The following is a 24,593-nucleotide window of genomic DNA, read 5'->3' as shown; positions in this document are numbered from 1 at the left end:
CATGTATGGCATGCCTAACCTAAGCAGCGAGCCCTCCGGTAAGCTCGGCCCGCAATGACCAAACCCACATCCGCTGGCCAGGCCGACGACGCGCTGGTTCGGCTAGCCCGCGAGCGATTCGACCTACCTGACCAGGTACGACGCCTCGCCCGCCCGCCCGTTCCATCGTTGGAGCCGCCATACGGGTTGCGGGTCGCACAGCTGACCGACGCGGAGATGTTGGCGGAGTGGATGAACCGTCCTCATCTGGCGGCGGCCTGGGAGTACGACTGGCCCGCGTCACGTTGGCGTCAACACCTGAACGCGCAACTTGAGGGAACCTATTCGTTGCCATTGATCGGCAGCTGGCACGGAACAGATGGTGGTTATCTCGAATTATACTGGGCGGCAAAGGATTTGATTTCTCACTACTACGACGCAGACCCCTACGATTTGGGGCTGCACGCGGCCATCGCGGACTTGTCGAAGGTCAATCGGGGCTTCGGCCCGCTGCTGCTACCGCGGATCGTGGCCAGCGTCTTTGCCAACGAGCCGCGTTGCCGGCGGATCATGTTCGACCCCGATCACCGCAACACCGCGACCCGTCGGTTGTGTGAGTGGGCCGGATGCAAGTTCCTCGGTGAGCATGACACGACAAACCGGCGCATGGCGCTCTACGCTTTGGAAGCTCCGACCACGGCTGCGTAACCGTCGTGATCGGGCGTCATGCCGGCAGCCACCAATTCCCACAGCACCTCGTCGGTGCCGCCGCCGACCCGGGCGAGCTTCATGTCCCGCCACCATTTGCCAAGCGTCGTTTCGTCGACAAGATAACCCGCCCCACCGAAGATGTGCATGCATTCGGAGATGACTTCCTCACCGAGCCGGGCGGCGGTGACTTTGACCGCTGCCGCCGTGCGCAGTTCCAGTCTCCCCTGTTCAGCGATGCCGTGCAGCGCGTACCGCAGCAGATCGACACGCGCCTGCAGGTCCGCCATACGCAGCCGCAGCGCCTGGTGTTCGAACAGCGTCTGACCGAACTGACGTCGACTCATCATGCGGGCCAGGGTGATTCCGATCGCCCGTTGACACGACGCTGCGATCTGCCCGGCGATCGACATCCGCTCATGAGCCAGTCCCCAACTGATGGCTGCCAGCCCCGTGCCGGCCCGCGCAACCAGTGCATCGGCCGGTACCCAGGTGTCGATGCAGACCGCGGCGGTATCCAGCGGTCCCGCACCGACCTTGCGGTAGGGGGTCTGCACGCTGACTTGTGCGGCCGGCACGGCCACGACCGCGACATTGCCGTGCCTACTGGTCGGATCGTGGTCGACGCTGCGGGCCACCACCATGATGTGGTCGGCGATCGGAGACAGCGACACGAATTTCTTGACGCCGCGGACCTCGAAACCACCGTCACGGGACCGTATCTCGGTTTCGACGATCTGCAGGTCGGATCCGCCGGACTCCTCCGAGGCTCCGATGCACAGCACCGCGGCGCCACGGATCGCCTGATCGCAGATATCCCGCAAGTAGTCCGACTTACCAAACCGGCGCAAAATCGCGATCGCCGAGTCATGCAAGCTGACACCCACACCGATGCCGGCAGAGGCCAGCTGGCCCAACGCGAAAGCGAGTTCGACGAGTTTACCGACGTCGGGACGGGCGTCGGTCGCCCACTTCGCATCGAATACGCCGCAGACACCCAGGTGTTCGATCAACTGGCGCGGAAAACGTTCCTGCGCTTCCGCTTCTGCGGTCCATGCCACCACCCGCTCGTCGAACGCTTTGGCGAGCAAACCGCGGAAGTCGTCGAGGTCGGAGCCGGCCGTCATCAGTCCGCCATCTCCAGGGAGCGCCGGACTGCCAAGCGGCGCAGTTTTCCAGACGACGTCCGGGGCAGTGATCCAGGCGACACGAAGACGACGTCGGACGGGACGATACCGCACTCGGACGCAACGCGTTGGATCAGTTCGGCGCGGGCGTTCGCCTCGTCTGGGCCGCGGAACTCGGCCGCGACCACCAGACCGGGGCGGGTCGAGCGATCACCGGTGCCCAAGGCGACCACGGCGCCTTCGCGCACTCCGCGAACTTGCGCTGCCACCAGCTCGACCTCCGTCGGAAAGATGTTGCGTCCCGCGATGGAGATGACTTCCTTCGCGCGACCACACACCACCAGGCCGCCGGCGCCAAGATAGCCGAGGTCGCCGGTGGCAAACCAATCGTCAGGGTCGATCGGCTGCTGACCCAGGTAACCCGCCATCATCGACGCACCGCGAATCTCGATTTCGCCAATTTCACGGCTCGCATTGCCTGCCGCCTGATCACCGCACGAGATCCGTACCTCCATACCGGGGATGGGGTTACCCAGGACCGCGTGCTTATGCGCACCGCTGCCGTCGATGACACGGTCGGCAAGCAACCCAATTCCGGGGACCGGCACGGTCACCGCGCACGTCGACTCGGCGAGCCCGTAGGAGGGCAACACGGCGCCGGCATCGAATCCGAACGGTGCCATCGCCTCCGCGAACCGCGTCAGCCCATCGCAGTCAACCGGCTCTCCACCGTTGAGCGTCACTCGCAGGGCACCCAGGTCGACCTCGGATACCCGCCTGGCGTATTTGCCGATGAGGTTGTAGGCGAAGTTCGGTGCCGCGGTCATGGTGGCACCACTGTCCGAGAGCCAACTCAACCAACGGAACGGCGACGCCGTGAACGCCGTCGTCGGGGCCAACCAGAGCGGCGCACCGGCCAGCGCAGCAGAGAGCACGAAAGCGAGCCCCATGTCGTGGTACAGCGGTAACCATGAGCAACCGACGTCGGTCGCAGCATCGGTGCCCACGCGCTGATTGAGCCCACGCAAGTTGCTGAGCACCGCGCCCGGCGAAAGGATGGCGGTACGGGGCGCGCCCGTCGATCCCGCGGTACCTTGAAGGACCGCGGGCCCTTCACTCGCCACCGGTGTGGCCGAACGATTGGTGTGCGCCGCCGTGCTGAGATCTCCGATCGTTACGCCGGCCGTATCGACCGATCGCAGGCGGGCAAGGTAGGAACCCTGGCTCAATACGGTGCGCACCCCAATCCCGAGGAAACGGGTCAACGTCGCGTCCGCCCATCGCTGGTCATTGGCGCCACGTACCGGCCCGGGCAGGATCGACACGGCAGCGCCGGCAAGCCAGGCACCCTGGATCGCGGCGACCAACTCGACCGTCGGTTCGCCGACCAGACCCACCGCGGCGGGTCGGTCATGGTCTAGCAGCCAGGCCGCTACGCTCTCGGCCAGCCCGTGTACCTCGGGCCACGGGTGCCGACACCACAGCGAGGTCTCGCGGTCGAGGACCATCAAGTCGCCGGCAGAGGCCTGCATGGACCGCGTGAGCACGGCCGCGAGCTCACTCATCGCGGTATTTGGCCGCGATCGCTGCCTCCAGTTCTCCGACCGTGTCGCACGTCAAGAGCTCCTCTTCGGACAGTGCGACTCCGAGCCGCTCCTCGATGGCCACCATACCGACCGCGAAGGCCACCGAATCCAGTCCCACATCGTCGACCAACCTGGCATCAGGCGTGACTCGAGTCAGGTCAATGTTGAGGTCGTCGCGCAGGATGCTCAGCAGCGTAGTGCTGACGGTGGACGGCGATGAGGTCATGGCGAAGGAGGCTACACCTGGGGTATTAGGCAAGGCTAGCCTTGTACTTAGTGGATATCGCCACATCGTGCCCGGGCGCCCAATAGAGCAGTGCGCGGTAACGTCGTGGGGTGTCCACTACCCGCCGTCGCAGACCCGCGCTGATCGCGTTGGTGATCATCGCGACCTGTGGTTGCCTGGCCCTGGGTTGGTGGCAGTGGACCAGGTTTCAATCGACCTCGGGCACCTTTCAAAATCTGGGTTACGCGTTGCAGTGGCCATTGTTTGCTTGGTTCTGCGTCTACGCGTACCGCAACTTCGTTCGGTATGAAGAGACGCCCCCGCAACCGCCCACCGGCAGCGCCGCCGCCGAGATACCTGCCGGATTGCTGCCCGAGCGGCCGAAGCCGGCGCAGCAGCCACCCGACGATCCCGTACTACGGGAATACAACGCCTACCTAGCCGAGCTAGCCAAGGACGATGCCAGGAAGCAGAACAGGACCACCGCATGACCGCACCCGAAACGCCCGCGGCGCAGCACGCCGAGCCTGCCATCGCCGTCGAGAGGATTCGCACCGCTTTGCTCGGCTACCGGATCATGGCGTGGACGACGGGCCTCTGGCTCATCGCACTGTGCTACGAGATCGTGGTCCGCTACGTCGTCAAGGTTGACAATCCGCCGACGTGGATCGGTATGGTGCACGGCTGGGTGTACTTCACGTATCTGCTTCTGACGTTGAACCTGGCGGTCAAGGTCCGCTGGCCGCTCGGCAAAACAGCCGGTGTTCTGCTCGCCGGCACAATTCCGCTGCTCGGCATCGTCGTCGAGCACTTCCAGACCAAAGAGATCAAGGCCCGCTTCGGGCTTTAGCCTGTCGCCAGGGAGCGCAGCGCCGGCAGCAGCAAAGCCAACGCGCGACCGCGATGGGATACCGCGTCCTTTTCCGCCGGGCTCAGCTGGGCCGCTGTGCGGTCGTCACCGTACGGGACGAAGACCGGGTCGTAGCCGAACCCGCCGTCACCGCGCGGCTCACGGGCGATCGTGCCGGGCCATTCACCGCGCACGACAACTTCGCCGGACCCCGAGACCAACGCGCAGGCCGACACGAACGCTGCTCCGCGCCGCTCATCGGGCACATCGCACAACTGCGCCAGCAACAGCGCGGTGTTCGCGGCATCGTCGCCATACCTGCCGGACCACCGGGCCGACAGCACGCCGGGCATGCCGCCCAGTGCGGCCACCTCCAAACCGGAGTCGTCGGCAACGCTGGCAAGTCCGGTCGCGGAGAACGCGTCGCGCGCCTTGGCCAGCGCGTTGTCCTCGAATGTCACACCGGTTTCTGGTGTTTCAGGCAGCGGCGACACATCGCCCAGCGACAACAGCGTCAAACCCGATAGTCCGGCGCCGTCCAACACCCGGCGCAGTTCGGCCAGCTTTTTGCGGTTGCGGCTGGCGACCAGAAGCTTGGTCACAAGCGCCACTCCTCCTCATCGCTCCGCTCTGCATCGTCGCGGCGCGGTCAGGTGCCAAACGCCTTCGGCGGTGGCGGTCCCTGCGGCAGCACACCCGGATACGGCAGCGCCAACGCGTCGCGTTGTGCGGCAAACAACGTGTCGCAGGCGCCCAGTGCCATGTCCAGCAGCTTATCCAGTGTCGAACGTGCGAACGTCGCGCCTTCGCCGGTGCCCTGAATCTCTACCAGGGTTCCGGTGTCGGTAGCGACGACGTTCATGTCGACCTCGGCGCGCGAATCTTCCTCGTAGGGCAGATCCACCCGGATCCTGCCGTCGACAACACCGACGCTGACCGCGGCGATGGCACACGACAATGGCCTGGGGTCGGACAACTTACCCGCCGCCGACAAGTAGGTCACTGCGTCGGCCAATGCCACGTAGGCGCCGGTGATGGCCGCGGTTCGAGTGCCACCATCGGCCTGCAACACATCACAATCGATAGCGATCGTGTTCTCCCCCAGCGCCGCCAGGTCGATGCATGCGCGCAGCGACCGGCCGATGAGCCGACTGATTTCCTGAGTACGCCCGCTAAGCCTGCCTCTCACCGACTCGCGATCAGAGCGGCTGTGGGTGGCCGACGGCAGCATGGCGTACTCCGCGGTGAGCCACCCCAGACCGGTTGCTTTACGCCACCGGGGCACCCCTTCGGTGACGCTGGCGGTGCACAGGACCTTGGTGTGACCGAATTCGATGAGCACCGATCCCGCCGGGTTTTCGGTGAAACCGCGGGTGATGATCACCGGGCGAAGCTCGTGGTCGAGCCGGCCGTCTTCTCGCTCGGACACGACGCCAACCCTAGACCTAGCCGGCTCGCCGGACTTCGAACGTCTCGTCGCATACCACCGCGTGCACCGGGCCGTCGAACTCGGCCTTGGCCTCGCTGATGACGTCCTCACGCGAAGTCCACGGCGGGATATGCGTCAGCAGCAGCTCACGAACGCCGGCTTGCGCGGCAACCATACCGGCTTCGGTGCCCGACAGGTGTAGATCGGGTGGATGTTTGGGCGAGTGTGTCCAGGAGGCCTCGCAGAGGAAAACGTCGACGCCGCGAGCCAGCTCGACGAACTGGTCACAAATGCCGGTGTCGCCGCTATAAGCCAGTGACGCACCGCTCGGATCGGTGATCCGCAGGCCAAACGACTCGGTCGGGTGGGCAACCAGCCGCGGCACTATCGTAAGGGCGCCCAACGTCACTGGCTCACTGTCGGCCCAGTGGTGAACATCGAAGATATCCGAACAGTCGTCAATCTCCCCACCGTACGGGGACGACGCCGCCCCCAATCGCGACCAGGTGTCGCTGGGGCCGTACAACAATGCCTTGCCAGAGGGACGCGACGGGTGGTAACGCCGCCACACAAAAAGTCCCGGCAAGTCCAGACAATGGTCCGCATGCAGATGCGACAGCAGCACATGCACCGACGCGGGATCCGCGTGCCGTTGCAGCGCGCCGAGCACACCCCCGCCGAAGTCGATAACCAACGGCGGTGTGTGCGGCGCTCGGAGCAAATACCCCGACGCAGGCGAATCCGGCCCCACGACGCTACCGGAGCATCCGAGCACGGTTATTCGCACGGACACTACTGTGCCATGCCCGATACAACGATGCGGAATACATCGACGCATTCGGTGACGAGAATCTCTTCCATGGCCTAATGAATGCGCGATGGGTGAACGGGTTGCACACCACCGAGCACCGGACCCAGGAATCGTGAGGCCAATTTGGTAAACGCTTCGGGGTCGCCCGTAGCTTCAAATATCCGAGTTGCCGGCGGCGCGTCATGCGGACGCAATAAGTCGATCTCGGTGAGCACCCGGACCACTTCCTTAGCGGTCTCCTCGGCGCTGGAGACCAGCGTGACGTTCTCGCCCATCGCCAGTTGAATCAGTCCGGACAGCAGTGGATAGTGCGTACAGCCCAGCACTAGCGTGTCGACCTCGGCGCGCTGCAGCGGTTCCAGGTAGCCCTGCGCCAGACCGAGCACCTGACGACCGCTGGTGACGCCGCGCTCGACGAAGTCCACGAAGCGAGGGCAAGCCACCGCGGTGATTTCGGTGTCGCGGGCCGCAGCGAACGCGTCCTGATAGGCGTGTGAAGTGATGGTCGCCCGCGTGCCGATTACCCCGATGCGGCCGTTGCGGGTGGCGGCCACCGCACGCCGCACCGCCGGCAGTATCACTTCGACGACGGGCACCTGGTAGCGCTCGCGAGCATCCCGCAGGCACGCCGACGACGCCGAGTTGCAGGCGATCACCAACGCCTTGACGCCTCGGCCGACCAGATCGTCGCCGATGGCCAGCGCGTGCGCCCGGATCTCCGGGATGGTCAGCGGACCGTACGGGCCGTTGCCGGTGTCGCCGACGTAGACGATGTCCTCGTCGGGCAGTTGGTCGATGATGGCCCGCGCGACCGTCAGTCCCCCGACGCCGGAATCAAAGACTCCGACGGGCGCCAACGGCGAATTCATAACTTCGGATGCCCGGAACGCGCGCCGGCCCTTTTCAGTGCACGGGCCTTACGCTCCGGAGCGGACAACAGATACGCCGCCACGACGCCAGCAACCGCACCACTTAAATGACCCTGCCATGACACGCCACCACACTGGCCCAGCACCGGCATCGCGCCGAGCAGGATGCCGCCATAGACAAACAAGACCACCAGCCCAATGACGATATCCCATCCCTTGCGCACAAAAAGCCCGAACACCAATAGGAAGGCCAGCCAGCCAAAGATCAGGCCAGAGGCGCCGATATGGTCGGTCGGGCCACAGCTGCTGCCCACATTGCCGATCAGCCAAGTGCCCAAGCCGCCCAGAATCCAAATGATCGCGGTGGCCCAGACAAACCGGGACAGCCCGGCCAGCGTCATAAGAAACCCCAGCACCAGCAGCGGGATGGTATTGGCCATTAGGTGGTGCCAGTTCGCGTGCAAAAGTGGCGCAAAGATGACGCCCCACAGGCCGTCTGTTTTCAGCGGCCTGATGCCGTTGACGTCCAGCCGACTCCCGGACAGCTGGTCGATCAGTTCGACGAGATAGAGCAGCGCGACGAAGGTGAGGATCGTCGTCCCGCCGACCACCCAGCGCGGGCGCTTCGTCGTCTGCGTTGTCGGTGTTCGCGGACGGCCTGTGGGCCGTGTTATCTGCACCGCTCCTCCCCGTCGCTTCCGGCGCGGGGTCATGCCCATAGTTGCCCTTCCAGAGCGGTCTCGGCGTCATCCAGGCTACCGGCGTAGGCGCCGGTGGACAGATACTTCCACCCGGCGTCGGCGACCACCAACGCAATGTCGGCCCGCTCGCCGGCCGCCAGGGCGCCGGCCCCGACTCCGAGTGCGGCGTGTAGCACCGCGCCGGTTGAGATGCCCGCAAAGATGCCTTCGGTGTGCACCAACTCGCGGGTGCGGCGCACTGCGTCCACCGCGCCGACAGAATATCGCGCGGTCAGTATTTCCGGGTCATACAGCTCGGGCACAAAGCCTTCGTCCATGTTGCGCAGGGCGTATACCCCCTCACCGTAGCGGGGTTCGGCCGCCACGATCTTGACGTTGGCAACGTGCTCGCGCAGGAAACGGCCAGTGCCCATCAGCGTGCCCGTGGTGCCTAGGCCGGCGACGAAGTGCGTGATTTCGGGCAGGTCGGCCAGCAGCTCGGGGCCGGTGCCGCAGTAGTGCGAGTCGGTGTTGGCGGGATTGCCGTACTGGTACAGCATCACCCATGACGGGTTGGTCGCGGCCAGCTCTTTGGCGGTGGCCACCGCAGTGTTGGACCCGCCTTCGGCCGCCGAGAAGATAATCTGCGCGCCGTAGAGCTCGAGCAGCTGCCGCCGTTCAACCGATGTGTTCTCCGGCATCACGCAGATCAATCGGTACCCCTTCAACCGGGCCGCCATCGCCAGCGAAATGCCGGTGTTTCCGCTGGTGGGCTCCAGGATGGTGGCGCCCGGCCGCAACAACCCGTCGGCCTCGGCCTGCTCGATCATCCGCACAGCCGGGCGGTCCTTGATCGACCCGGTCGGATTGCGGTCCTCGAGCTTGGCCCACAGCCGCACGTGCGGTCCGTCTCGCCCGTCATCCCAGCGTGGCGACAATCGCTGCAGGCCAACCAGCGGCGTGTTGCCCAAGGCCTGCAACAGCGAGTCGTATCGTGTCATGTGCTCCGCTCACCCACCGGCCACGGCGGGGAGGATGGTGACCGAGTCACCGTCAGCGATCGCGGTGGCCAAGCCGCCGGAGAACCGCACGTCCTCGTCGTTGACGTAGATGTTCACGAAGCGGTGCAACTTACCTGGGGAAGACGGGTCCATCAGGCGCTCGGAAATGCCCGAATAGTTGGCCTCCAGGTCGCTGATGACGGCACCCAAGGTATCGCCGCTGGCCGAGACACTCTTCTGGCCGCCGGTGTGGGGCCGCAGGATGGTCGGAATGGATACGGTGACGTTCATGCTGGCCTTTCTCGGAACGGTTCAGTACTGCTCGACGACATTGACAGGTTCCTCGGTGACAGCGCCATCGACGATGCGGTAGCTGCGTAGCTCGTGCCGGTGCGGGTCGCGGGTGGACACCAGCACGTAGTGCGCGTCGGGTTCGGTGGCAAGCTTCACGTCCGTACGGCTCGGGTACGCTTCGGTCGCAGTGTGCGAGTGATAGATGACGACCGGGACCTCGTCGGCATCTTCCATAGCCCGCCACACCTTCAGTTGCTCACCGGAATCCAACCGGTAGAAGGTCGGCGAGCGCTCGGCATTGGTCATCGGGATATGCCGCTCGGGACGGTCAGAGCCCTCGGGTCCGGCCAGCACTCCGCAGGCTTCGTCGGGGTGGTCGCGACGCGCATGGGCCACCATCGCATTCACCAGGTCTGCGCGAATCACCAGCACGTAGACGGTTCCTTTCCTAAGCAACACCGAAGTTTCAGGACCCGAATGCTCCGGGAAACATGTCACGGTAGGTCGGTATTCCGGCTACCGGCTGAGCATTGAGCACGCCGGCCAGCACCGCACGAGCCAGGCAATCAGCCGCCGCCGCACCGACCGCGGTGACCAGCTGAGTCTCCGGAGACAATGCGGCCGGCACGCCGGCCTCCGGCGGCACCGCTACCGCGCCGGTGGCCAGCGCGAAAACCGTGTCGCCATCCAAGGGGGTGTGTGCCGGCCGGATGGTGCGGGCCAACCCGTCGTGGGCGGCAATCGCGATGCGCCGGCAAGCCGCAGGGCTCAGCGCGGCGTCACACGCAATCACACCGATCGTCGTATTGAACGGGGTGTTGAAGGCTCCCAGCGGGGACGATAACTGCGCCAGCGCAGCAATCTGCTCGGCCGGCGGGGCCCTCAACGCGAACTCGCCGACTAGGTCGGCCATCCACGGCAAGCCGGTGGCTGGATCGACGACGTTGCCAGCGGCATTTACCACAGCAAGGACACCGACGGTCACACCGGACTGCAGGGTAGCCGATGCAGTCCCGACACCGCCCTTGAGCGCTCCGGCGCGCGCCCCAACCCCCACGCCCACCGTCCCGACCGCGACGTCGACTCCGGCTGCCGCACAGGCCGAATAGCCGAAATCGGCCGTCGGCCGACAATTCCAGCCGCCGACCGGAAGGTCGAAAATCACCGCGCCCGGCACGATGGGCACCACGCCGCTGCCCATCGCGACGCCGCGCCGGTGTTCCTCTAGCCAGCGCATGACGCCATCGGCGGCGGCCAGACCGTAGGCGCTGCCGCCGGCGAGCAACAGGGCGTCGACGAAGCGCACGCTGTTGGCCGGGTCCAGCAGATCAGTCTCACGGGTTCCAGGGGCGCCACCGCGGCAATCGACCGCACCGACCGTCCCGGGCGGCGGCAACACCACCGTGACGCCACAAGCCCACCCGGCGCCGAGGGACGCGTCGGGGTCCAGTCTCTGGTAGTGGCCAACCCGGATGCCCCCGACGTCGGTGATGGAGTTCATCGGGCCGCCGCGCAGATCATCGAGACCCCATCAGCACCAGCACGAGGTATTCCTGCAGGACTGTCAGCCACTGGTAGACATTGAAGTGCGCGGCCAACGGGTGGTTCCCCGGCAGGCGCTCCGGCCCACGCGGGCCGATCTCAAGCATCACTCCGAGCGCCAGCCGAAGGTCGTTGACGGCGGCGATCCAAGCATTGGCGTCGGATTCCGTCAGCTCCAACCGGCCGCCATTGTCCGGAACCGTGTCTAATAACTGCTGCGCGGCAACACGTTTGGCGTCGATAATCTCAGGTTCGTGCAGGCTGCGCAGGGCAGCGTTGAAGCTCTCGGAGCCGTCGACGGCCGTCGGATCATCGTCATCCAGGTCATCGGGACGGTAGAAATCCGGCAACAGCCGACGCAAGGTCGGGTCACCCGGACGCTGCGCATGCCCGGTCTTGATGCCGGTGATCTCCTCGAGTTCGTCTGACGGCGAAGAAGAGTCGCGATCGTCGAGCAGCCCGATCATCGCGCCTGCCAGGTTCTTGAGCAGAGCGGCCTCATGCGGAGCCAACGACGATCGAAAGCGGGGACCATCGCGGGTCTCGACGCGCTTCCACCTGCGCACGATGGATCCCGAATATCCTCAAATCTCACCGGTCCTGCTGCATCGTCGCCCACAAACCGGCGGCATGCAGCTTGGACACGTCGACTTCCATGGACTCTCGGCTGCCCGCGGACACCACCGCCTTACCTTCGTTGTGCACCTGCAACATCAGCTTGGTGGCATGCGGCTCGCTGTAGCCGAACAACTTCTGAAACACGTAGGTCACGTAGCTCATCAAGTTGACCGGGTCGTCCCACACGATGGTGACCCATGCCCTGTCCGTCACGTCGACCGGAGCAGACTCGCGCTGCCAGGTGGTACCTGGCTTGGCGGGCGCTGACACAACAGCCATGGCCCCAGGATACCCAGCGCACCGTGGCCGCGAGCCGATACCGTGGCGGTGTGAACGACTGGGTCCCAACCGGGCGACGCTGCGGACCGCGTCGGACCGCTGTGGGGCCACGCCCAGCCGCCAGGCGGCGAGAGGGAGAGCCCGACAATCAAGACCCAGCCGGGCTGTTGACCGACAAGTACGAGTTGACCATGCTGGCGGCTGCCCTGCGCGACGGCAGCGCCAATCGCCCCACCACATTCGAGGTGTTCGCTCGCCGACTCCCCACCGGCCGTCGCTACGGAGTTGTCGCCGGAACCGGCCGGTTGCTGGAAGCGTTGCCGCAGTTCAGGTTCGACGCTGACGCGTGCGAGTTGCTGGCCCAATTCCTCGACCCGGCCACGGTGCGGTATCTTCGCGAATTCCGGTTCCGCGGCGATATCGACGGCTATGCCGAGGGGGAGCTGTATTTTCCCGGGTCACCGGTGCTCTCGGTACGCGGCAGCTTCGCCGAATGCGTCCTGCTCGAAACGCTGGTGCTGTCAATCTTCAACCACGACACAGCGATCGCCTCGGCAGCGGCGCGCATGGTCAGCGCCGCCGGGGGGCGCCCACTGATCGAGATGGGCTCGCGGCGCACCCACGAACGCGCCGCGGTGGCAGCGGCCCGGGCGGCGTATATCGCCGGTTTCGCCGCGTCATCCAACTTGGCGGCGCAGCGACGCTACGGAGTGCCCGCGCACGGCACCGCGGCACACGCATTCACCATGTTGCACGCCCAGCATGGCGGCCCCACCGAACTAGCCGAGCGAGCCGCATTCCGCGCCCAGGTCGAAGCGCTGGGACCCGGTACCACGCTGCTGGTGGATACCTATGACGTCACGACCGGTGTGGCCAATGCCGTTGCCGCCGCCGGCGCTGAGCTCGGCGCGATCCGCATCGATTCCGGTGAGCTTGGGGTACTGGCCCGCCAAGCGCGGGAGCAGCTCGACCGGCTAGGAGCCACCCGGACGCGCATCGTGGTGTCCGGCGACCTTGACGAGTTCAGCATCGCCGCGTTGCGCGGTGAACCCGTCGACAGCTACGGCGTGGGCACGTCGCTGGTCACCGGGTCGGGCGCGCCGACCGCCAACATGGTCTACAAACTGGTCGAGGTAGACGGTGTACCGGTGCAAAAGCGCAGCAGCTACAAAGAATCCCCCGGCGGCCGCAAAGAGGCACTGCGGCGCTCCCGTGCGACGGGCACCATCACCGAGGAGCTCGTGCATCCGGCGGGCCGTCCGCCGGTCATTGTCGAGCCGCACCGGGTTTTGACGCTGCCACTGGTCCGCGCCGGGCAACCGGTAGCCGATACCAGCCTGGCCGCGGCACGGCAGCTGGTGGCATCCGGGTTGCGCAGCCTGCCAGCCGACGGGCTGAAATTGGCACCCGGCGAGCCGGCGATTCCGACACGCACGATCCCGGCCTGAGCGCAAGGATGTGACCACGTCCCGTGTCCGAGTCGGTATCGATGTCTGTGCCTGAGCTGCTTGCCATCGCCGTGGCGGCACTTGGCGGCACCCGGCGTCGCGGCCAGCAAGAGATGGCCGCCGCGGTAGCGCATGCGTTTGAAACCGGTGAGCACTTGGTGGTCCAGGCCGGCACCGGAACCGGCAAGTCGCTGGCGTATCTGGTTCCCGCGATCATCCGCGCTCTTTGCGACGACGCGCCGGTCGTGGTGTCGACGGCGACGATCGCTTTGCAACGTCAACTCGTCGATCGTGACCTGCCCCAGCTGGTAGATTCGCTCACCAATGCGCTCCCCCGCCGACCGAAGTTCGCCCTGCTCAAAGGTCGACGGAACTACCTGTGCCTGAACAAGATCCACAACTCAGTCACAGCCAGTGACCATGACGACGAGCGGCCGCAGGAGGAGCTCTTCGACCCGGTGGCGGTCACCGCGCTGGGACGCGATGTGCAACGGCTAACCGCCTGGGCTTCGACGACCGTGTCTGGTGATCGCGACGACCTTAAGCCCGGTGTGGGAGACCGATCCTGGTCGCAGGTCAGCGTTTCGGCGCGGGAATGCCTCGGCGTGGCCCGCTGCCCGTTTGGCTCGGAGTGCTTCTCCGAACGGGCTCGTGGAGCGGCCGGCCTGGCCGATGTCGTCGTCACCAACCACGCGCTGCTGGCCATCGATGCCGTCGCCGAATCGGCGGTACTGCCAGAACATCGGCTGCTGGTTGTCGACGAGGCTCACGAATTGGCCGACCGGGTGACCTCGGTAGCCGCCGCTGAGCTGACGTCTGCCACGCTCGGTATGGCCGCACGACGGATCACCCGGCTGGTCGACCCGAAAGTGACCCAGCGGCTTCAGGCGGCGTCGGCTACCTTCAGTTCGGCGATTCACGACGCCAGACCGGGCCGCATTGATTGCCTCGATGACGAGATGGCGACCTATCTGAGCGCGCTGCGCGATGCGGCCAGTGCGGCGCGCTCAGCGATCGATACCGGCAGCGACACCACGACGGCGTCCGTGCGCGCCGAAGCGGGCGCGGTACTGACCGAAATATCCGATACCGCGTCACGAATCCTGGCGTCGTTCGCCCCCGCTATCCCTGACCGCAGCGACGTGGTTTGGCTGGAGCACGAGGACAACCACGAATCGGCTCGCGCGGTGCTGCGGGTGGCTCCGCTATCGGTGGCCGAGCTGTTGGCCACCCAGGTGTTCGCCCGTGCAACGACCGTATTGACCTCGGCAACGCTGACAATCGGCGGGTCGTTTGACGCGATGGCCACGGCATGGGGCCTGACTGCAGACACGCCCTGGCGTGGCCTGGACGTGGGCTCGCCTTTCCAGCACGCAAAGTCGGGAATCCTCTACGTGGCCGCCCATCTCCCGCCGCCGGGCCGAGACGGCAGCGGCTCGGCCGAACAACTGACCGAGATCGCCGAACTCATCACCGCTGCAGGTGGGCGCACCCTGGGGCTGTTCTCGTCCATGCGGGCCGCCCGGGCAGCCACCGAGGCCATGCGCGAACGGCTGTCCACGCCGGTGTTGTGTCAGGGCGACGACAGTACGTCCACGCTGGTGGAGAAGTTCACCGCCGATGCGGCGACCTCCCTGTTCGGCACGCTGTCGCTGTGGCAGGGGGTCGACGTGCCGGGACCGTCGCTGTCGTTGGTGTTGATCGACCGCATCCCGTTCCCCCGGCCGGACGATCCCCTGCTGAGTGCCCGCCAGCGTGCGGTGGCCGCCCGTGGCGGCAACGGCTTCATGACGGTCGCCGCCAGCCACGCGGCGCTGCTGCTGGCACAGGGATCCGGCCGGCTGTTACGGCGCGTCACCGATCGGGGCGTGGTTGCGGTGCTCGATTCACGGATGGCTACCGCCCGCTATGGCGAATTCCTGCGAGCCTCGCTGCCGCCCTTTTGGCAGACCACCAACGCCACGCAAGTGCGCGCGGCCCTGCGGCGCCTTGCGCGAGCAGACGCAAAAGCCCACTAAATCGGCCAGATTTAGGAGCTTTTGCGTCTTCTCGGCGGGTCAGGCCAGGGTGACCAGGCCGAGCTCGTTGCTGGCGGCCAGCATCGGGTGGCGAGGCAGCACCCGCACGGTGTATCCGACTGGCCCCGCCAGCGGCAGCGGCGTCGTCGTCGAGAAGATCTCGTAGCCGCCGTCGCCGGTGCCGGTATGCGCCATCTCGACGGTGACCGGATCCATTAGCACATCGCCGGAGTCGACCCTGCCCAGCACCCCCTGCACCGTCACGTCGTTTGGCCTCAGCCCGGCCAGCCGCACGGTTGCCGTCAGGGTCAGCTGGGACCCGAGCAGTGGAGTATCCGGCAGACCGGTGCTGTCGACGTCGGCAATCTCGATCTTGGGCCACGCTTCTTCCGCGCGCCGGCGGTAGTCGGCCAGCTCGCGGGCCGCGTCGAACTGGGCGCCCGCGGTCCGGCGAAAAGACTGCGCCGCCGGCGCGTAGTAATGCTCGACGTAGTCGCGCACCATTCGAGAAGCCAGCACCTTGGGCCCGAGCGTTTGTAGGGTATGCCGGACCATCTCTACCCACCGCTGCGGCACCCCGCGTTCATCGCGCTCGTAGAACTTCGGTGCCACGGCTTGTGCCAGCAGGTCGTAGAGCGCGCCGGCCTCCAGGTCGTCGCGACGGTTCTCGTCCGCCACACCGTCGGCAGACGGTATCTCCCAACCGTTTTCGCCGTCGTACCACTCGTCCCACCAGCCGTCACGGATCGACAAATTCAGCCCGCCGTTAAGCGCGCTTTTCATGCCCGAGGTACCACACGCCTCCAGCGGCCGCAGCGGGTTGTTCAACCAGACGTCGCAGCCCCAGTACAACAGCCGGGCCATCGACATGTCGTAGTTCGGCAGGAAGGCGATGCGGTGGCGGACCTGCGGCCGGTCGGCGAACCGCACCACCTGCTGGATCAGCGCTTTGCCCCCGTCGTCGGCCGGGTGCGACTTCCCAGCCACTATCAGCTGGATCGGCCGCTGTTCGTCGAGCAGCAGTTGCTCGAGCCGATCGGGATCGCGCAACATCAACGTCAGCCGCTTGTAGGTCGGGACCCGCCGGGCGAAGCCGACGGTGAGCACATTCGGATCGAATGCCGTCGCGATCCAACCCAGTTCGGCATCCGTTGCACCACGTTCCAGCCATGATTGCCGCAACCGCGCCCGGACGTCCTCCACCAGCATCGACCGCAGTTGTGAGCGGATCCACCACAGATGAGCAGGATCGACCTGATGCAGTCGCTGCCAAACGACGGGCTCGCGCAAAGAGTCCGACCCGGCCAGCTCGCGGCCCAGCTGCAACCACTGCGGCGCCGCCCAGGTGGGCGCGTGCACACCGTTGGTGACGGAGCCGATCGGCACCTCATCGGGGTCGAATCCCGCCCACAGCTCGTTGAACATGGCACGACTGACCCGGCCATGCAGCAACGAGACGCCGTTGGCCCGCTGCGCCAGCCGCAGGCCCATGTGTGCCATGTTGAATTTGGCCGGATCGTCCTCGGCGCCCAACGCGACGATGCGGTCGGCCGGCAACCCAGGCAACAGCCGAGACCGGCCATCGCCGCGCTGGTCATTGACGTAGCGCTGCACCATCTCGAGCGGGAACCGGTCGATCCCGGCGGGGACGGGAGTATGAGTGGTGAACACCGTGCTGGACCGCACCACCGTCAATGCGGTGTCGAAATCCAAACCCGCATCGGTGACCAGTTCACGGATGCGTTCGATGCCGAGGAATCCGGCGTGGCCCTCGTTCATGTGGAAGACCTCAGGCGGGGTGAGCTTTTCGACGGCGGTGTACGCACGAATCGCCCGCACCCCGCCGATGCCGGCCAGGATCTCTTGTTTGATGCGATGTTCCTGGTCGCCACCGTAGAGGCGGTCGGTGACGTTGCGCAGGTCGTGTTCGTTCTCCGGGATATCAGAATCCAACAAGAGCAACGGAACCCTACCCACCTGCGCTACCCAGATCCGGGCGCGCAACACGGCGTTGTCTCCCAGGGCGACCTCGACCAGCACTGGATCCCCGTTGGCGTCGGTGAGCAGACGCAACGGCAGCCCTTGCGGGTCCAGCGATGGGTAGGTCTCGTGCTGCCAGCCGTCCGCGGTAAGCGATTGCCGGAAGTAGCCGGAGCGGTAGTACAACCCCACCGCGATCAGCGGCACGCCCAGATCGGACGCGGATTTCAGATGGTCGCCGGCGAGAATCCCAAGACCGCCCGAGTAATTAGGCAACACCTCGGCTACCCCGAACTCCAGCGAGAAGTACGCGATCCCGGTCGGCAGGGCGTGTGCGGCTACCCCGGCGTCCTGCTGCTCCTGATACCACAGCGGACGGCTCAGGTAGTCGTTCAAGTCGGCCGCCAGCTCATCGAGGGCGCCCAAAAATTCTGCGTCCAGCGCAAGTTCGTCGAGACGCGCTGGGTTCACCGCGCCCAGCAGCGCCACCGGATCATGACCGCATTGCTCCCACAGTGCAGGGTCGATCGCCGCGAACAGATCCTGTGTCGGTTTGTCCCAGGACCACCGCAGATTGGTAGACAGCTGGTCCAGGGCGGCAAGACGTTCGGGTAGGTGGGCTCGGACGGTAAACCGGCGAAGGGCTTTCACGCGTCCTTACCTTACTGAGGATGCCACCGCGTGCGGTGCGCCCGCCGACCGCTGTGCCTTCGCGGGTGTGATCGGATACTAGGGTGGGTATCGGGCGCAAGAAGGACACACAAGGAACGACACATACAAGATGTCCCGGTGAGCGGCCGGGCAATCGGAACGGAAACGGAGTGGTGGGTGCCCGGTCGTGTCGAAATCGATGACGTCGCGCCCGTCGTTTCGTGCGGCGTATATCCCGCCAAGGCGGTGGTCGGCGAGGTGGTCCCGGTCCGCGCGGCGGTCTGGCGCGAAGGCCACGAGGCCGTTGCGGCGACGCTGGTCGTGCGCTACCTCGGGATGCGTTACCCACACCTCACCGACAGACCCCGGGCCAGGGTGGTTCCGACGCCGAGCGAGCCCCAACAACGCGTCAAGCCGCTGCTGATCCCGATGACGAGCGGCCAGGAGCCCTTCGTTTTCCACGGTCAGTTCACCCCGGACCGGGTAGGGTTGTGGACCTTCCGGGTGGACGGTTGGGGTGACCCGATCCACACCTGGCGCCATGGGCTGATAGCCAAGCTAGATGCCGGCCAGGGAGAGACCGAGCTGTCCAACGACCTGTTGGTAGGCGCGGTGCTGTTGGAGCGCGCGGCGACCGGTGTGCCGCGCGGGTTACGCGATCCCCTCCTGGCGGCCGCGGCAGCGCTGCGGACCCCCGGTGACCCGGTGACCCGCACCGCGTTGGCCCTGACACCGGAAATCGAAGAGCTGCTGGCCGACTATCCGCTGCGGGACCTGGTCACCCGGGGCGAGCAATTCGGCGTCTGGGTGGATCGGCCGTTGGCCCGGTTCGGCGCTTGGTATGAGATGTTTCCGCGCTCAACCGGCGGGTGGGACGACGACGGCAACCCGGTACACGGCACCTTCGCCACCGCTGCGGCAGAACTTCCGCGCATCGCCGGCATGGGGTTCGACGTGGTGTACCTGCCGCCGATCCATCCAATTGGCAAGGTGCATCGCAAGGGTCGCAACAACTCGCCCACCGCCGCACCGACAGACGTGGGATCGCCGTGGGCGATCGGTAGCGATGAGGGCGGTCACGATACCGTTCATCCCAGCCTGGGCACCATCGACGACTTCGACGACTTCGTCTCCGCGGCACGCGATCTGGGCATGGAGGTCGCGCTGGACCTGGCGCTGCAATGCGCACCGGATCATCCGTGGGCCCGCGAACACCGGCAGTGGTTCACCGAGCTGCCGGACGGCACCATCGCCTACGCGGAGAATCCACCGAAGAAGTACCAGGACATCTATCCGCTCAACTTCGACAACGATCCCGAGGGCCTGTACGACGAAGTGCTGCGCGTGGTGCAACATTGGGTTAACCACGGCGTCAAGTTCTTTCGCGTCGACAATCCCCACACCAAACCACCCAACTTCTGGGCCTGGCTGATCGCGCAGGTGAAGACCGTCGACCCCGACGTGCTGTTCCTGTCCGAGGCTTTCACCCCGCCCGCCCGCCAGTACGGGCTGGCCAAGCTCGGCTTCACGCAGTCCTACAGCTATTTCACCTGGCGCACGACCAAGTGGGAGCTCACCGAATTCGGCAACCAGATAGCCGAACTCGCCGACTACCGTCGGCCCAACCTGTTCGTCAACACCCCGGACATCCTGCACGCGGTGCTGCAGCACAACGGTCCAGGCATGTTCGCCATCCGCGCGGTGCTGGCCGCCACCATGAGCCCAGCCTGGGGGATGTACTGCGGTTATGAGCTTTTCGAGCACCGTGCGGTGCGCGAGGGCAGCGAGGAGTACCTGGACTCGGAGAAGTACGAATTGCGTCCCCGCGACTTTGCCAGCGCGCTGGACCAGGGTAGATCTTTGCAGCCGTTCATCACACGGCTCAATATAATTCGCCGGCTGCACCCGGCGTTTCAACAGTTGCGTACCATTCATTTTCACCACGTTGACAACGACGCGTTGCTGGCCTACAGCAAGTTCGACCCGGCCACCGGCGACTGCGTGTTGGTGGTGGTGACACTCAACGCATTTGGTCCTGAAGAAGCTACGCTGTGGTTGGACATGGCGGCGTTGGGCATGGAGGACTACGACCGGTTTTGGGTGCGCGACGAGATAACCGGCGAAGAATACCAATGGGGGCAAGCCAATTACATCCGCATCGACCCAGCACGGGCAGTCGCCCACATCATCAACATGCCAGCCGTGCCCTACGAGAGCCGAAACACGCTGCTGCGCAGGAGGTGACGGGCTCATGAGTCGATCCGAGAAACTCACCGGGGAGCACCTTGCACCCGAGCCGGCCGAAATGGCGCGCTTGGTGGCGGGTACACATCACAACCCGCACGGCATCCTGGGCGCCCACGAATACGGCGACCATACCGTCATCCGAGCGTTCCGTCCGCATGCCGTCGAGGTCGTCGCGCTCGTTGGTAAGGACCGGTTCTCGTTGCAGCACCTCGATTCTGGCCTGTTTGCCGTCACATTGCCGTTCGTCGACCTCATCGACTACCGCCTGCAGGTGACCTATGAAGGTTGCGAGCCACACACCGTGGCCGATGCGTACCGATTCCTGCCCACCCTGGGCGAGGTCGACCTGCACCTGTTCGCCGAGGGCCGCCACGAACGGCTTTGGGAAGTCCTGGGTGCCCACCCCCGCTCGTTTACCACGGCCGACGGTGTGGTGAGTGGCGTGTCGTTCGCCGTGTGGGCGCCCAACGCCAAGGGCGTCAGCTTGATCGGCGAGTTCAACGGTTGGAATGGCCACGAAGCCCCCATGCGGGTGCTCGGCCCATCAGGGGTATGGGAATTGTTCTGGCCCGACTTCCCTTGCGACGGTCTGTACAAGTTCCGCGTGCACGGCGCCGACGGCGTGGTTACCGATCGGGCCGACCCGTTCGCGTTCGGCACCGAGGTGCCGCCGCAGACCGCATCGCGGGTGACGTCGAGTGACTACACCTGGGGTGACGACGACTGGATGGCTGGGCGTGCGCTGCGCAACCCGGTGAACGAGGCGATGAGCACCTACGAAGTCCATCTCGGTTCGTGGCGGCCTGGACTCAGCTACCGCCAGCTTGCTCGTGAGTTGACGGATTACATTGTGGATCAAGGGTTTACCCATGTGGAGCTGTTGCCCGTCGCCGAGCATCCATTCGCCGGATCATGGGGGTATCAGGTCACGTCCTACTATGCGCCGACATCACGATTCGGCACACCCGACGACTTCCGGGCGCTGGTCGACGCCCTGCACCAGGCCGGCATCGGCGTCATCGTGGATTGGGTCCCAGCGCACTTCCCGAAGGACGCGTGGGCCCTGGGACGGTTCGACGGCACTCCGCTCTACGAACATTCCGATCCCAAACGCGGCGAGCAACTGGATTGGGGCACATACGTGTTCGACTTCGGCCGCCCGGAAGTGCGCAACTTTCTGGTAGCCAATGCGTTGTACTGGCTACAGGAGTTCCACATCGACGGCCTGCGGGTGGACGCGGTGGCCTCAATGCTCTATCTAGACTACTCGCGACCCGAGGGCGGCTGGACCCCCAACGTCCACGGCGGCCGGGAGAACCTGGAAGCAGTGCAGTTCCTGCAGGAGATGAACGCCACGGCGCACAAGGTCGCGCCGGGAATCGTCACCATCGCCGAGGAGTCCACGTCGTGGCCTGGGGTGACCCGCCCGACCAACATTGGCGGCCTGGGCTTTTCGATGAAGTGGAACATGGGCTGGATGCACGACACGCTCGACTACGTCAGCCGAGATCCCGTGTACCGCAGCTACCACCACCACGAGATGACGTTCTCGATGCTGTATGCGTTCAGCGAAAATTACGTGTTGCCGCTCAGTCATGACGAGGTGGTGCACGGCAAAGGCACGCTGTGGGGGCGGATGCCGGGCAACAATCACGTCAAGGCCGCCGGCCTGCGTAGCCTGCTTGCCTACCAATGGGCACACCCCGGCAAGCAATTGCTGTTCATGGGTCAGGAATTCGGCCAACGCGCCGAATGGTCCGAGCAGCGCGGCCTGGACTGGTTCCAACTCGACGAAAACGGCTTCTCCAACGGGATTCAGCGGCTGGTGCGCGACATCAACGACATCTACCGATGCCACCCGGCGCTGTGGAGCTTAGACACCACCCCCGAAGGCTATTCTTGGATCGACGCCAACGACTCCGCCAACAATGTGTTGAGCTTTATGCGCTACGGCAGCGACGGCTCGGTGCTGGCCTGCGTGTTCAATTTCGCAGGTGCCGAACACCGTGACTATCGACTCGGGCTGCCGCGCGCGGGCCGCTGGCGCGAGGTGCTCAATACCGACGCGACGATCTACCACGGCTCGGGGATCGGCAACCTCGGCGGCGTGGACGCCACCGACGACCCCTGGCATGGCCGCCCGGCGTCCGCGGTGCTGGTGCTGCCGCCCACTTCGGCGCTGTGGCTGACGCCCGCCTAGCGCCTGCCATGAGCAGATTGCACATGCCTGATGAGCCGATTCGATGCACTCTGCACACTGCACTCCGAGATTGATCAGAAAGGCTAAGCGATAGCGCTACCCTGTGCTAACTCGAGCTGGATACTCGACGCACAGCTGATCGGAGGAAAGCATGTCGTTTGTAATCGCCGCTCCCGAGACGCTGGTGAGGGCCGCTTCGGATTTGGCGAACATCGGGTCGACGCTGGGGGCCGCCAACGCCGCGGCATTGGGCCCGACGACGGAACTTCTGGCAGCCGGTGCTGATGAGGTGTCGGCGGCCATCGCGTCGCTGTTCGCCGCGCATGGCCAGGCCTATCAGGCGGTGAGCGCTCAGATGTCGGCGTTTCATGCCCAGTTCGTTCAAACCTTGACTGCGGGCGCTGGCGCGTACGCGAGCGCTGAGGCCGCCGCCGCGGCGCCGTTGGAGGGCCTGCTCAACATTGTGAACACGCCCACCCAGCTGTTGCTGGGGCGTCCGCTGATCGGCAACGGCGCCAACGGCGCACCGGGGACCGGGCAAGCCGGCGGGGCCGGCGGGCTGCTGTACGGCAACGGCGGGGCCGGCGGGTCCGGGGCGCCCGGCCAGGCCGGCGGCCCAGGTGGAGCCGCGGGGCTATTCGGCAACGGCGGGGCGGGTGGGGCCGGGGGTGACGGCCCGGGCAACGGCGCGGCTGGCGGGGCCGGCGGGGCCGGCGGGCTGCTGTTCGGCTCCGGCGGCGCCGGTGGACCCGGCGGAGTCGGGAACACCGGCACAGGCGGGCTCGGCGGCGACGGCGGGGCGGCCGGGCTGTTCGGAGCCGGTGGCATCGGCGGGGCCGGCGGGCCAGGCTTCAACGGTGGCGCCGGCGGGGCCGGCGGTCGCAGCGGGCTGTTCGAGGTGTTGGCCGCCGGCGGTGCCGGCGGCACCGGCGGGTTGAGCGTCAACGGGGGCACCGGTGGCACCGGCGGCACCGGCGGGGGCGGCGGGCTGTTCTCCAATGGCGGTGCCGGCGGCGCCGGCGGGTTCGGAGTCTCCGGCTCGGCCGGAGGGAACGGCGGCACCGGAGGCGACGGCGGCATCTTCACCGGCAACGGCGGGACCGGCGGCACCGGCGGAACTGGCACCGGTAACCAACTCGTGGGCGGTGAGGGCGGGGCCGGCGGGGCGGGCGGCAACGCCGGCATCCTCTTCGGCGCTGGCGGCATTGGCGGCACCGGCGGAACCGGTCTCGGCGCGCCCGACCCCGGCGGCACCGGCGGCAAAGGAGGCGTCGGCGGCATCGGCGGTGCCGGCGCACTGTTCGGTCCCGGCGGCGCCGGGGGCACCGGAGGGTTCGGCGCCTCCAGTGCGGACCAAATGGCCGGCGGCATCGGCGGGTCCGGTGGCAGCGGCGGGGCCGCCAAGCTGATCGGCGACGGCGGCGCCGGCGGTACCGGCGGCGACAGCGTCCGGGGCGCGGCCGGTAGCGGCGGCACCGGCGGCACCGGCGGGTTGATCGGTGACGGCGGCGCTGGTGGCGCCGGCGGGACTGGCATCGAATTCGGGTCGGTCGGGGGGGCCGGCGGGGCCGGCGGCAACGCCGCCGGGCTCTCGGGTGCGGGCGGGACCGGCGGAGCCGGCGGGTTCGGCGAGACCGCCGGCGACGGTGGGGCCGGCGGCAACGCCGGCCTGCTCAACGGCGATGGCGGCGCCGGCGGCGCCGGCGGACTCGGCATCGCCGGCGACGGGGGGAACGGCGGCAAGGGTGGCAAGGCCGGGATGGTCGGCAACGGCGGCGACGGCGGCGCCGGCGGCGCAAGCGTGGTGGCAAACGGCGGTGTCGGCGGCTCCGGCGGCAACGCCACCCTGATCGGCAATGGAGGCAACGGCGGAAACGGCGGAGTCGGCAGTGCGCCGGGTAAGGGTGGCGCCGGTGGCGCCGGCGGCACCGCCGGGCTGCTCGGCCTGAACGGATCACCCGGGTTGTCGTAGCCGCCCAGCGCGAGCAGACGCAGAATCGCCTAAACCCGCACGGGTTTAGGCGATTCTGCGTCTGCTCGCCAGCCGGCC

At 66.4% G+C, this 24,593-nt stretch carries 23 protein-coding genes; 8 read left to right on the top strand and 15 right to left on the bottom strand.

The genetic code is table 11. The features are described from left to right. Positions 1-54 precede the first annotated feature (54 nt). Entirely contained in the window at positions 55-687 is a 633-nt protein-coding gene (mbtK, locus tag MCAN_RS07180) for a lysine N-acyltransferase MbtK (RefSeq protein WP_003406956.1), read from the top strand. Here mbtK and mbtN read toward each other — a convergent pair. The 3 genes from mbtN to MCAN_RS07165 are packed head-to-tail and all read right to left on the bottom strand — an operon-like array spanning position 654 to position 3,626. After that, positions 654-1,814 carry an acyl-ACP dehydrogenase MbtN gene (gene mbtN / locus MCAN_RS07175; protein WP_003406953.1) on the bottom strand — a complete coding sequence of 387 codons (1,161 nt, stop codon included), beginning with the start codon at positions 1,812-1,814 and terminating at the stop codon, positions 654-656. The genes mbtK and mbtN overlap by 34 nt on opposite strands. Beyond that, entirely contained in the window at positions 1,814-3,379 is a 1,566-nt protein-coding gene (gene mbtM, locus MCAN_RS07170) for a long-chain-fatty acid--ACP ligase MbtM (protein ID WP_003406950.1), read from the bottom strand. Before mbtM ends, mbtN begins: the two co-directional genes overlap by 1 nt. Beyond that, the gene (locus MCAN_RS07165; RefSeq protein WP_003911484.1) at positions 3,372-3,626 is read right to left on the bottom strand and encodes an acyl carrier protein; all 255 of its coding nucleotides are present in this window, start codon (positions 3,624-3,626) and stop codon (positions 3,372-3,374) included. Before MCAN_RS07165 ends, mbtM begins: the two co-directional genes overlap by 8 nt. 110 nt (positions 3,627-3,736) lie before the next feature. Between MCAN_RS07165 and MCAN_RS07160 the strand changes: the two genes are divergently transcribed. Continuing rightward, complete coding sequence (locus tag MCAN_RS07160; protein WP_014000719.1) at positions 3,737-4,117, top strand: hypothetical protein; 381 nt, start codon at positions 3,737-3,739, stop codon at positions 4,115-4,117. Continuing rightward, positions 4,114-4,476, top strand: a complete 363-nt coding sequence (locus MCAN_RS07155) for a DUF3817 domain-containing protein (protein WP_014000718.1) — start codon at positions 4,114-4,116, stop codon at positions 4,474-4,476. Before MCAN_RS07160 ends, MCAN_RS07155 begins: the two co-directional genes overlap by 4 nt. Here the strand turns inward: MCAN_RS07155 and rdgB are convergent. The 11 genes from rdgB to clpS all read right to left on the bottom strand — a co-directional run bounded on the left by rdgB (position 4,473) and on the right by clpS (position 11,999). Then, entirely contained in the window at positions 4,473-5,087 is a 615-nt protein-coding gene (rdgB, locus tag MCAN_RS07150) for an RdgB/HAM1 family non-canonical purine NTP pyrophosphatase (RefSeq protein WP_003406931.1), read from the bottom strand. The genes MCAN_RS07155 and rdgB overlap by 4 nt on opposite strands. 38 nt (positions 5,088-5,125) lie before the next feature. After that, positions 5,126-5,905, bottom strand: coding sequence for a ribonuclease PH (rph, locus tag MCAN_RS07145; protein WP_014000717.1), 780 nt, complete (start codon positions 5,903-5,905; stop codon positions 5,126-5,128). 16 nt (positions 5,906-5,921) lie between these two features. Continuing rightward, positions 5,922-6,698 carry a cyclic nucleotide-degrading phosphodiesterase gene (locus MCAN_RS07140; RefSeq protein ID WP_041180056.1) on the bottom strand — a complete coding sequence of 259 codons (777 nt, stop codon included), beginning with the start codon at positions 6,696-6,698 and terminating at the stop codon, positions 5,922-5,924. 71 nt (positions 6,699-6,769) lie between these two features. Next, a complete protein-coding gene (gene murI / locus MCAN_RS07135) occupies positions 6,770-7,585 on the bottom strand; it encodes a glutamate racemase (RefSeq protein ID WP_014000715.1) in 816 nt (271 codons plus the stop codon). Next, positions 7,582-8,304, bottom strand: coding sequence for a rhomboid family intramembrane serine protease (locus MCAN_RS07130; protein WP_003898831.1), 723 nt, complete (start codon positions 8,302-8,304; stop codon positions 7,582-7,584). Before MCAN_RS07130 ends, murI begins: the two co-directional genes overlap by 4 nt. Further along, a complete protein-coding gene (gene cysM / locus MCAN_RS07125; protein ID WP_003406912.1) occupies positions 8,295-9,266 on the bottom strand; it encodes an O-phosphoserine sulfhydrylase in 972 nt (323 codons plus the stop codon). The genes MCAN_RS07130 and cysM overlap by 10 nt, the downstream gene beginning before the upstream one ends. Positions 9,267-9,275: 9 nt before the next feature. Further along, on the bottom strand, positions 9,276-9,557 hold the full coding sequence (cysO, locus tag MCAN_RS07120) for a sulfur carrier protein CysO (protein ID WP_003406910.1): 282 nt from the start codon (positions 9,555-9,557) through the stop codon (positions 9,276-9,278). Between the two features lie 21 nt (positions 9,558-9,578). Then, entirely contained in the window at positions 9,579-10,019 is a 441-nt protein-coding gene (gene mec, locus MCAN_RS07115; RefSeq protein ID WP_003898830.1) for a CysO-cysteine peptidase, read from the bottom strand. 7 nt (positions 10,020-10,026) lie between these two features. Next, positions 10,027-11,061, bottom strand: a complete 1,035-nt coding sequence (locus tag MCAN_RS07110; protein ID WP_014000714.1) for a P1 family peptidase — start codon at positions 11,059-11,061, stop codon at positions 10,027-10,029. A 16-nt stretch (positions 11,062-11,077) separates the two neighbouring features. Continuing rightward, positions 11,078-11,668: an oxidative stress transcriptional regulator AosR gene (gene aosR, locus MCAN_RS07105; protein ID WP_003406907.1), complete on the bottom strand. Its 591-nt coding sequence runs from the start codon at positions 11,666-11,668 to the stop codon at positions 11,078-11,080. A gap of 25 nt (positions 11,669-11,693) precedes the next feature. After that, entirely contained in the window at positions 11,694-11,999 is a 306-nt protein-coding gene (clpS, locus tag MCAN_RS07100; protein ID WP_003406906.1) for an ATP-dependent Clp protease adapter ClpS, read from the bottom strand. Between the two features lie 101 nt (positions 12,000-12,100). Between clpS and MCAN_RS07095 the strand changes: the two genes are divergently transcribed. Continuing rightward, a complete protein-coding gene (locus tag MCAN_RS07095; protein WP_014000713.1) occupies positions 12,101-13,447 on the top strand; it encodes a nicotinate phosphoribosyltransferase in 1,347 nt (448 codons plus the stop codon). Positions 13,448-13,470: 23 nt separating this feature from the next. Continuing rightward, entirely contained in the window at positions 13,471-15,465 is a 1,995-nt protein-coding gene (dinG, locus tag MCAN_RS07090) for an ATP-dependent helicase DinG (protein WP_003898827.1), read from the top strand. 39 nt (positions 15,466-15,504) lie between these two features. Here dinG and MCAN_RS07085 read toward each other — a convergent pair whose 3' ends face one another. Further along, positions 15,505-18,096 (bottom strand): glycosyltransferase family 1 protein, encoded by a 2,592-nt coding sequence (locus MCAN_RS07085; protein ID WP_014000712.1) that lies wholly within the window; start codon positions 18,094-18,096, stop codon positions 15,505-15,507. A gap of 177 nt (positions 18,097-18,273) precedes the next feature. On the opposite strand from MCAN_RS07085, the gene glgE reads away from it, so the two are divergent. The 3 genes from glgE (at position 18,274) to MCAN_RS07070 (ending at position 24,515) form a co-directional block, all read left to right on the top strand. Further along, positions 18,274-20,340 (top strand): alpha-1,4-glucan:maltose-1-phosphate maltosyltransferase, encoded by a 2,067-nt coding sequence (gene glgE / locus MCAN_RS07080; protein WP_041180239.1) that lies wholly within the window; start codon positions 18,274-18,276, stop codon positions 20,338-20,340. Between the two features lie 7 nt (positions 20,341-20,347). After that, positions 20,348-22,543 carry a 1,4-alpha-glucan branching protein GlgB gene (gene glgB, locus MCAN_RS07075; RefSeq protein ID WP_014000710.1) on the top strand — a complete coding sequence of 732 codons (2,196 nt, stop codon included), beginning with the start codon at positions 20,348-20,350 and terminating at the stop codon, positions 22,541-22,543. Between the two features lie 151 nt (positions 22,544-22,694). Then, positions 22,695-24,515 (top strand): PE family protein, encoded by a 1,821-nt coding sequence (locus MCAN_RS07070; RefSeq protein WP_014000709.1) that lies wholly within the window; start codon positions 22,695-22,697, stop codon positions 24,513-24,515. Positions 24,516-24,593 lie beyond the last annotated feature (78 nt).

Source organism: Mycobacterium canetti CIPT 140010059, from assembly GCF_000253375.1.
Lineage (GTDB): Bacteria > Actinomycetota > Actinomycetes > Mycobacteriales > Mycobacteriaceae > Mycobacterium > Mycobacterium tuberculosis.
Note: the sequence above shows the minus strand (reverse complement) of the source record. Positions and strands in the feature narration are given on the sequence as shown.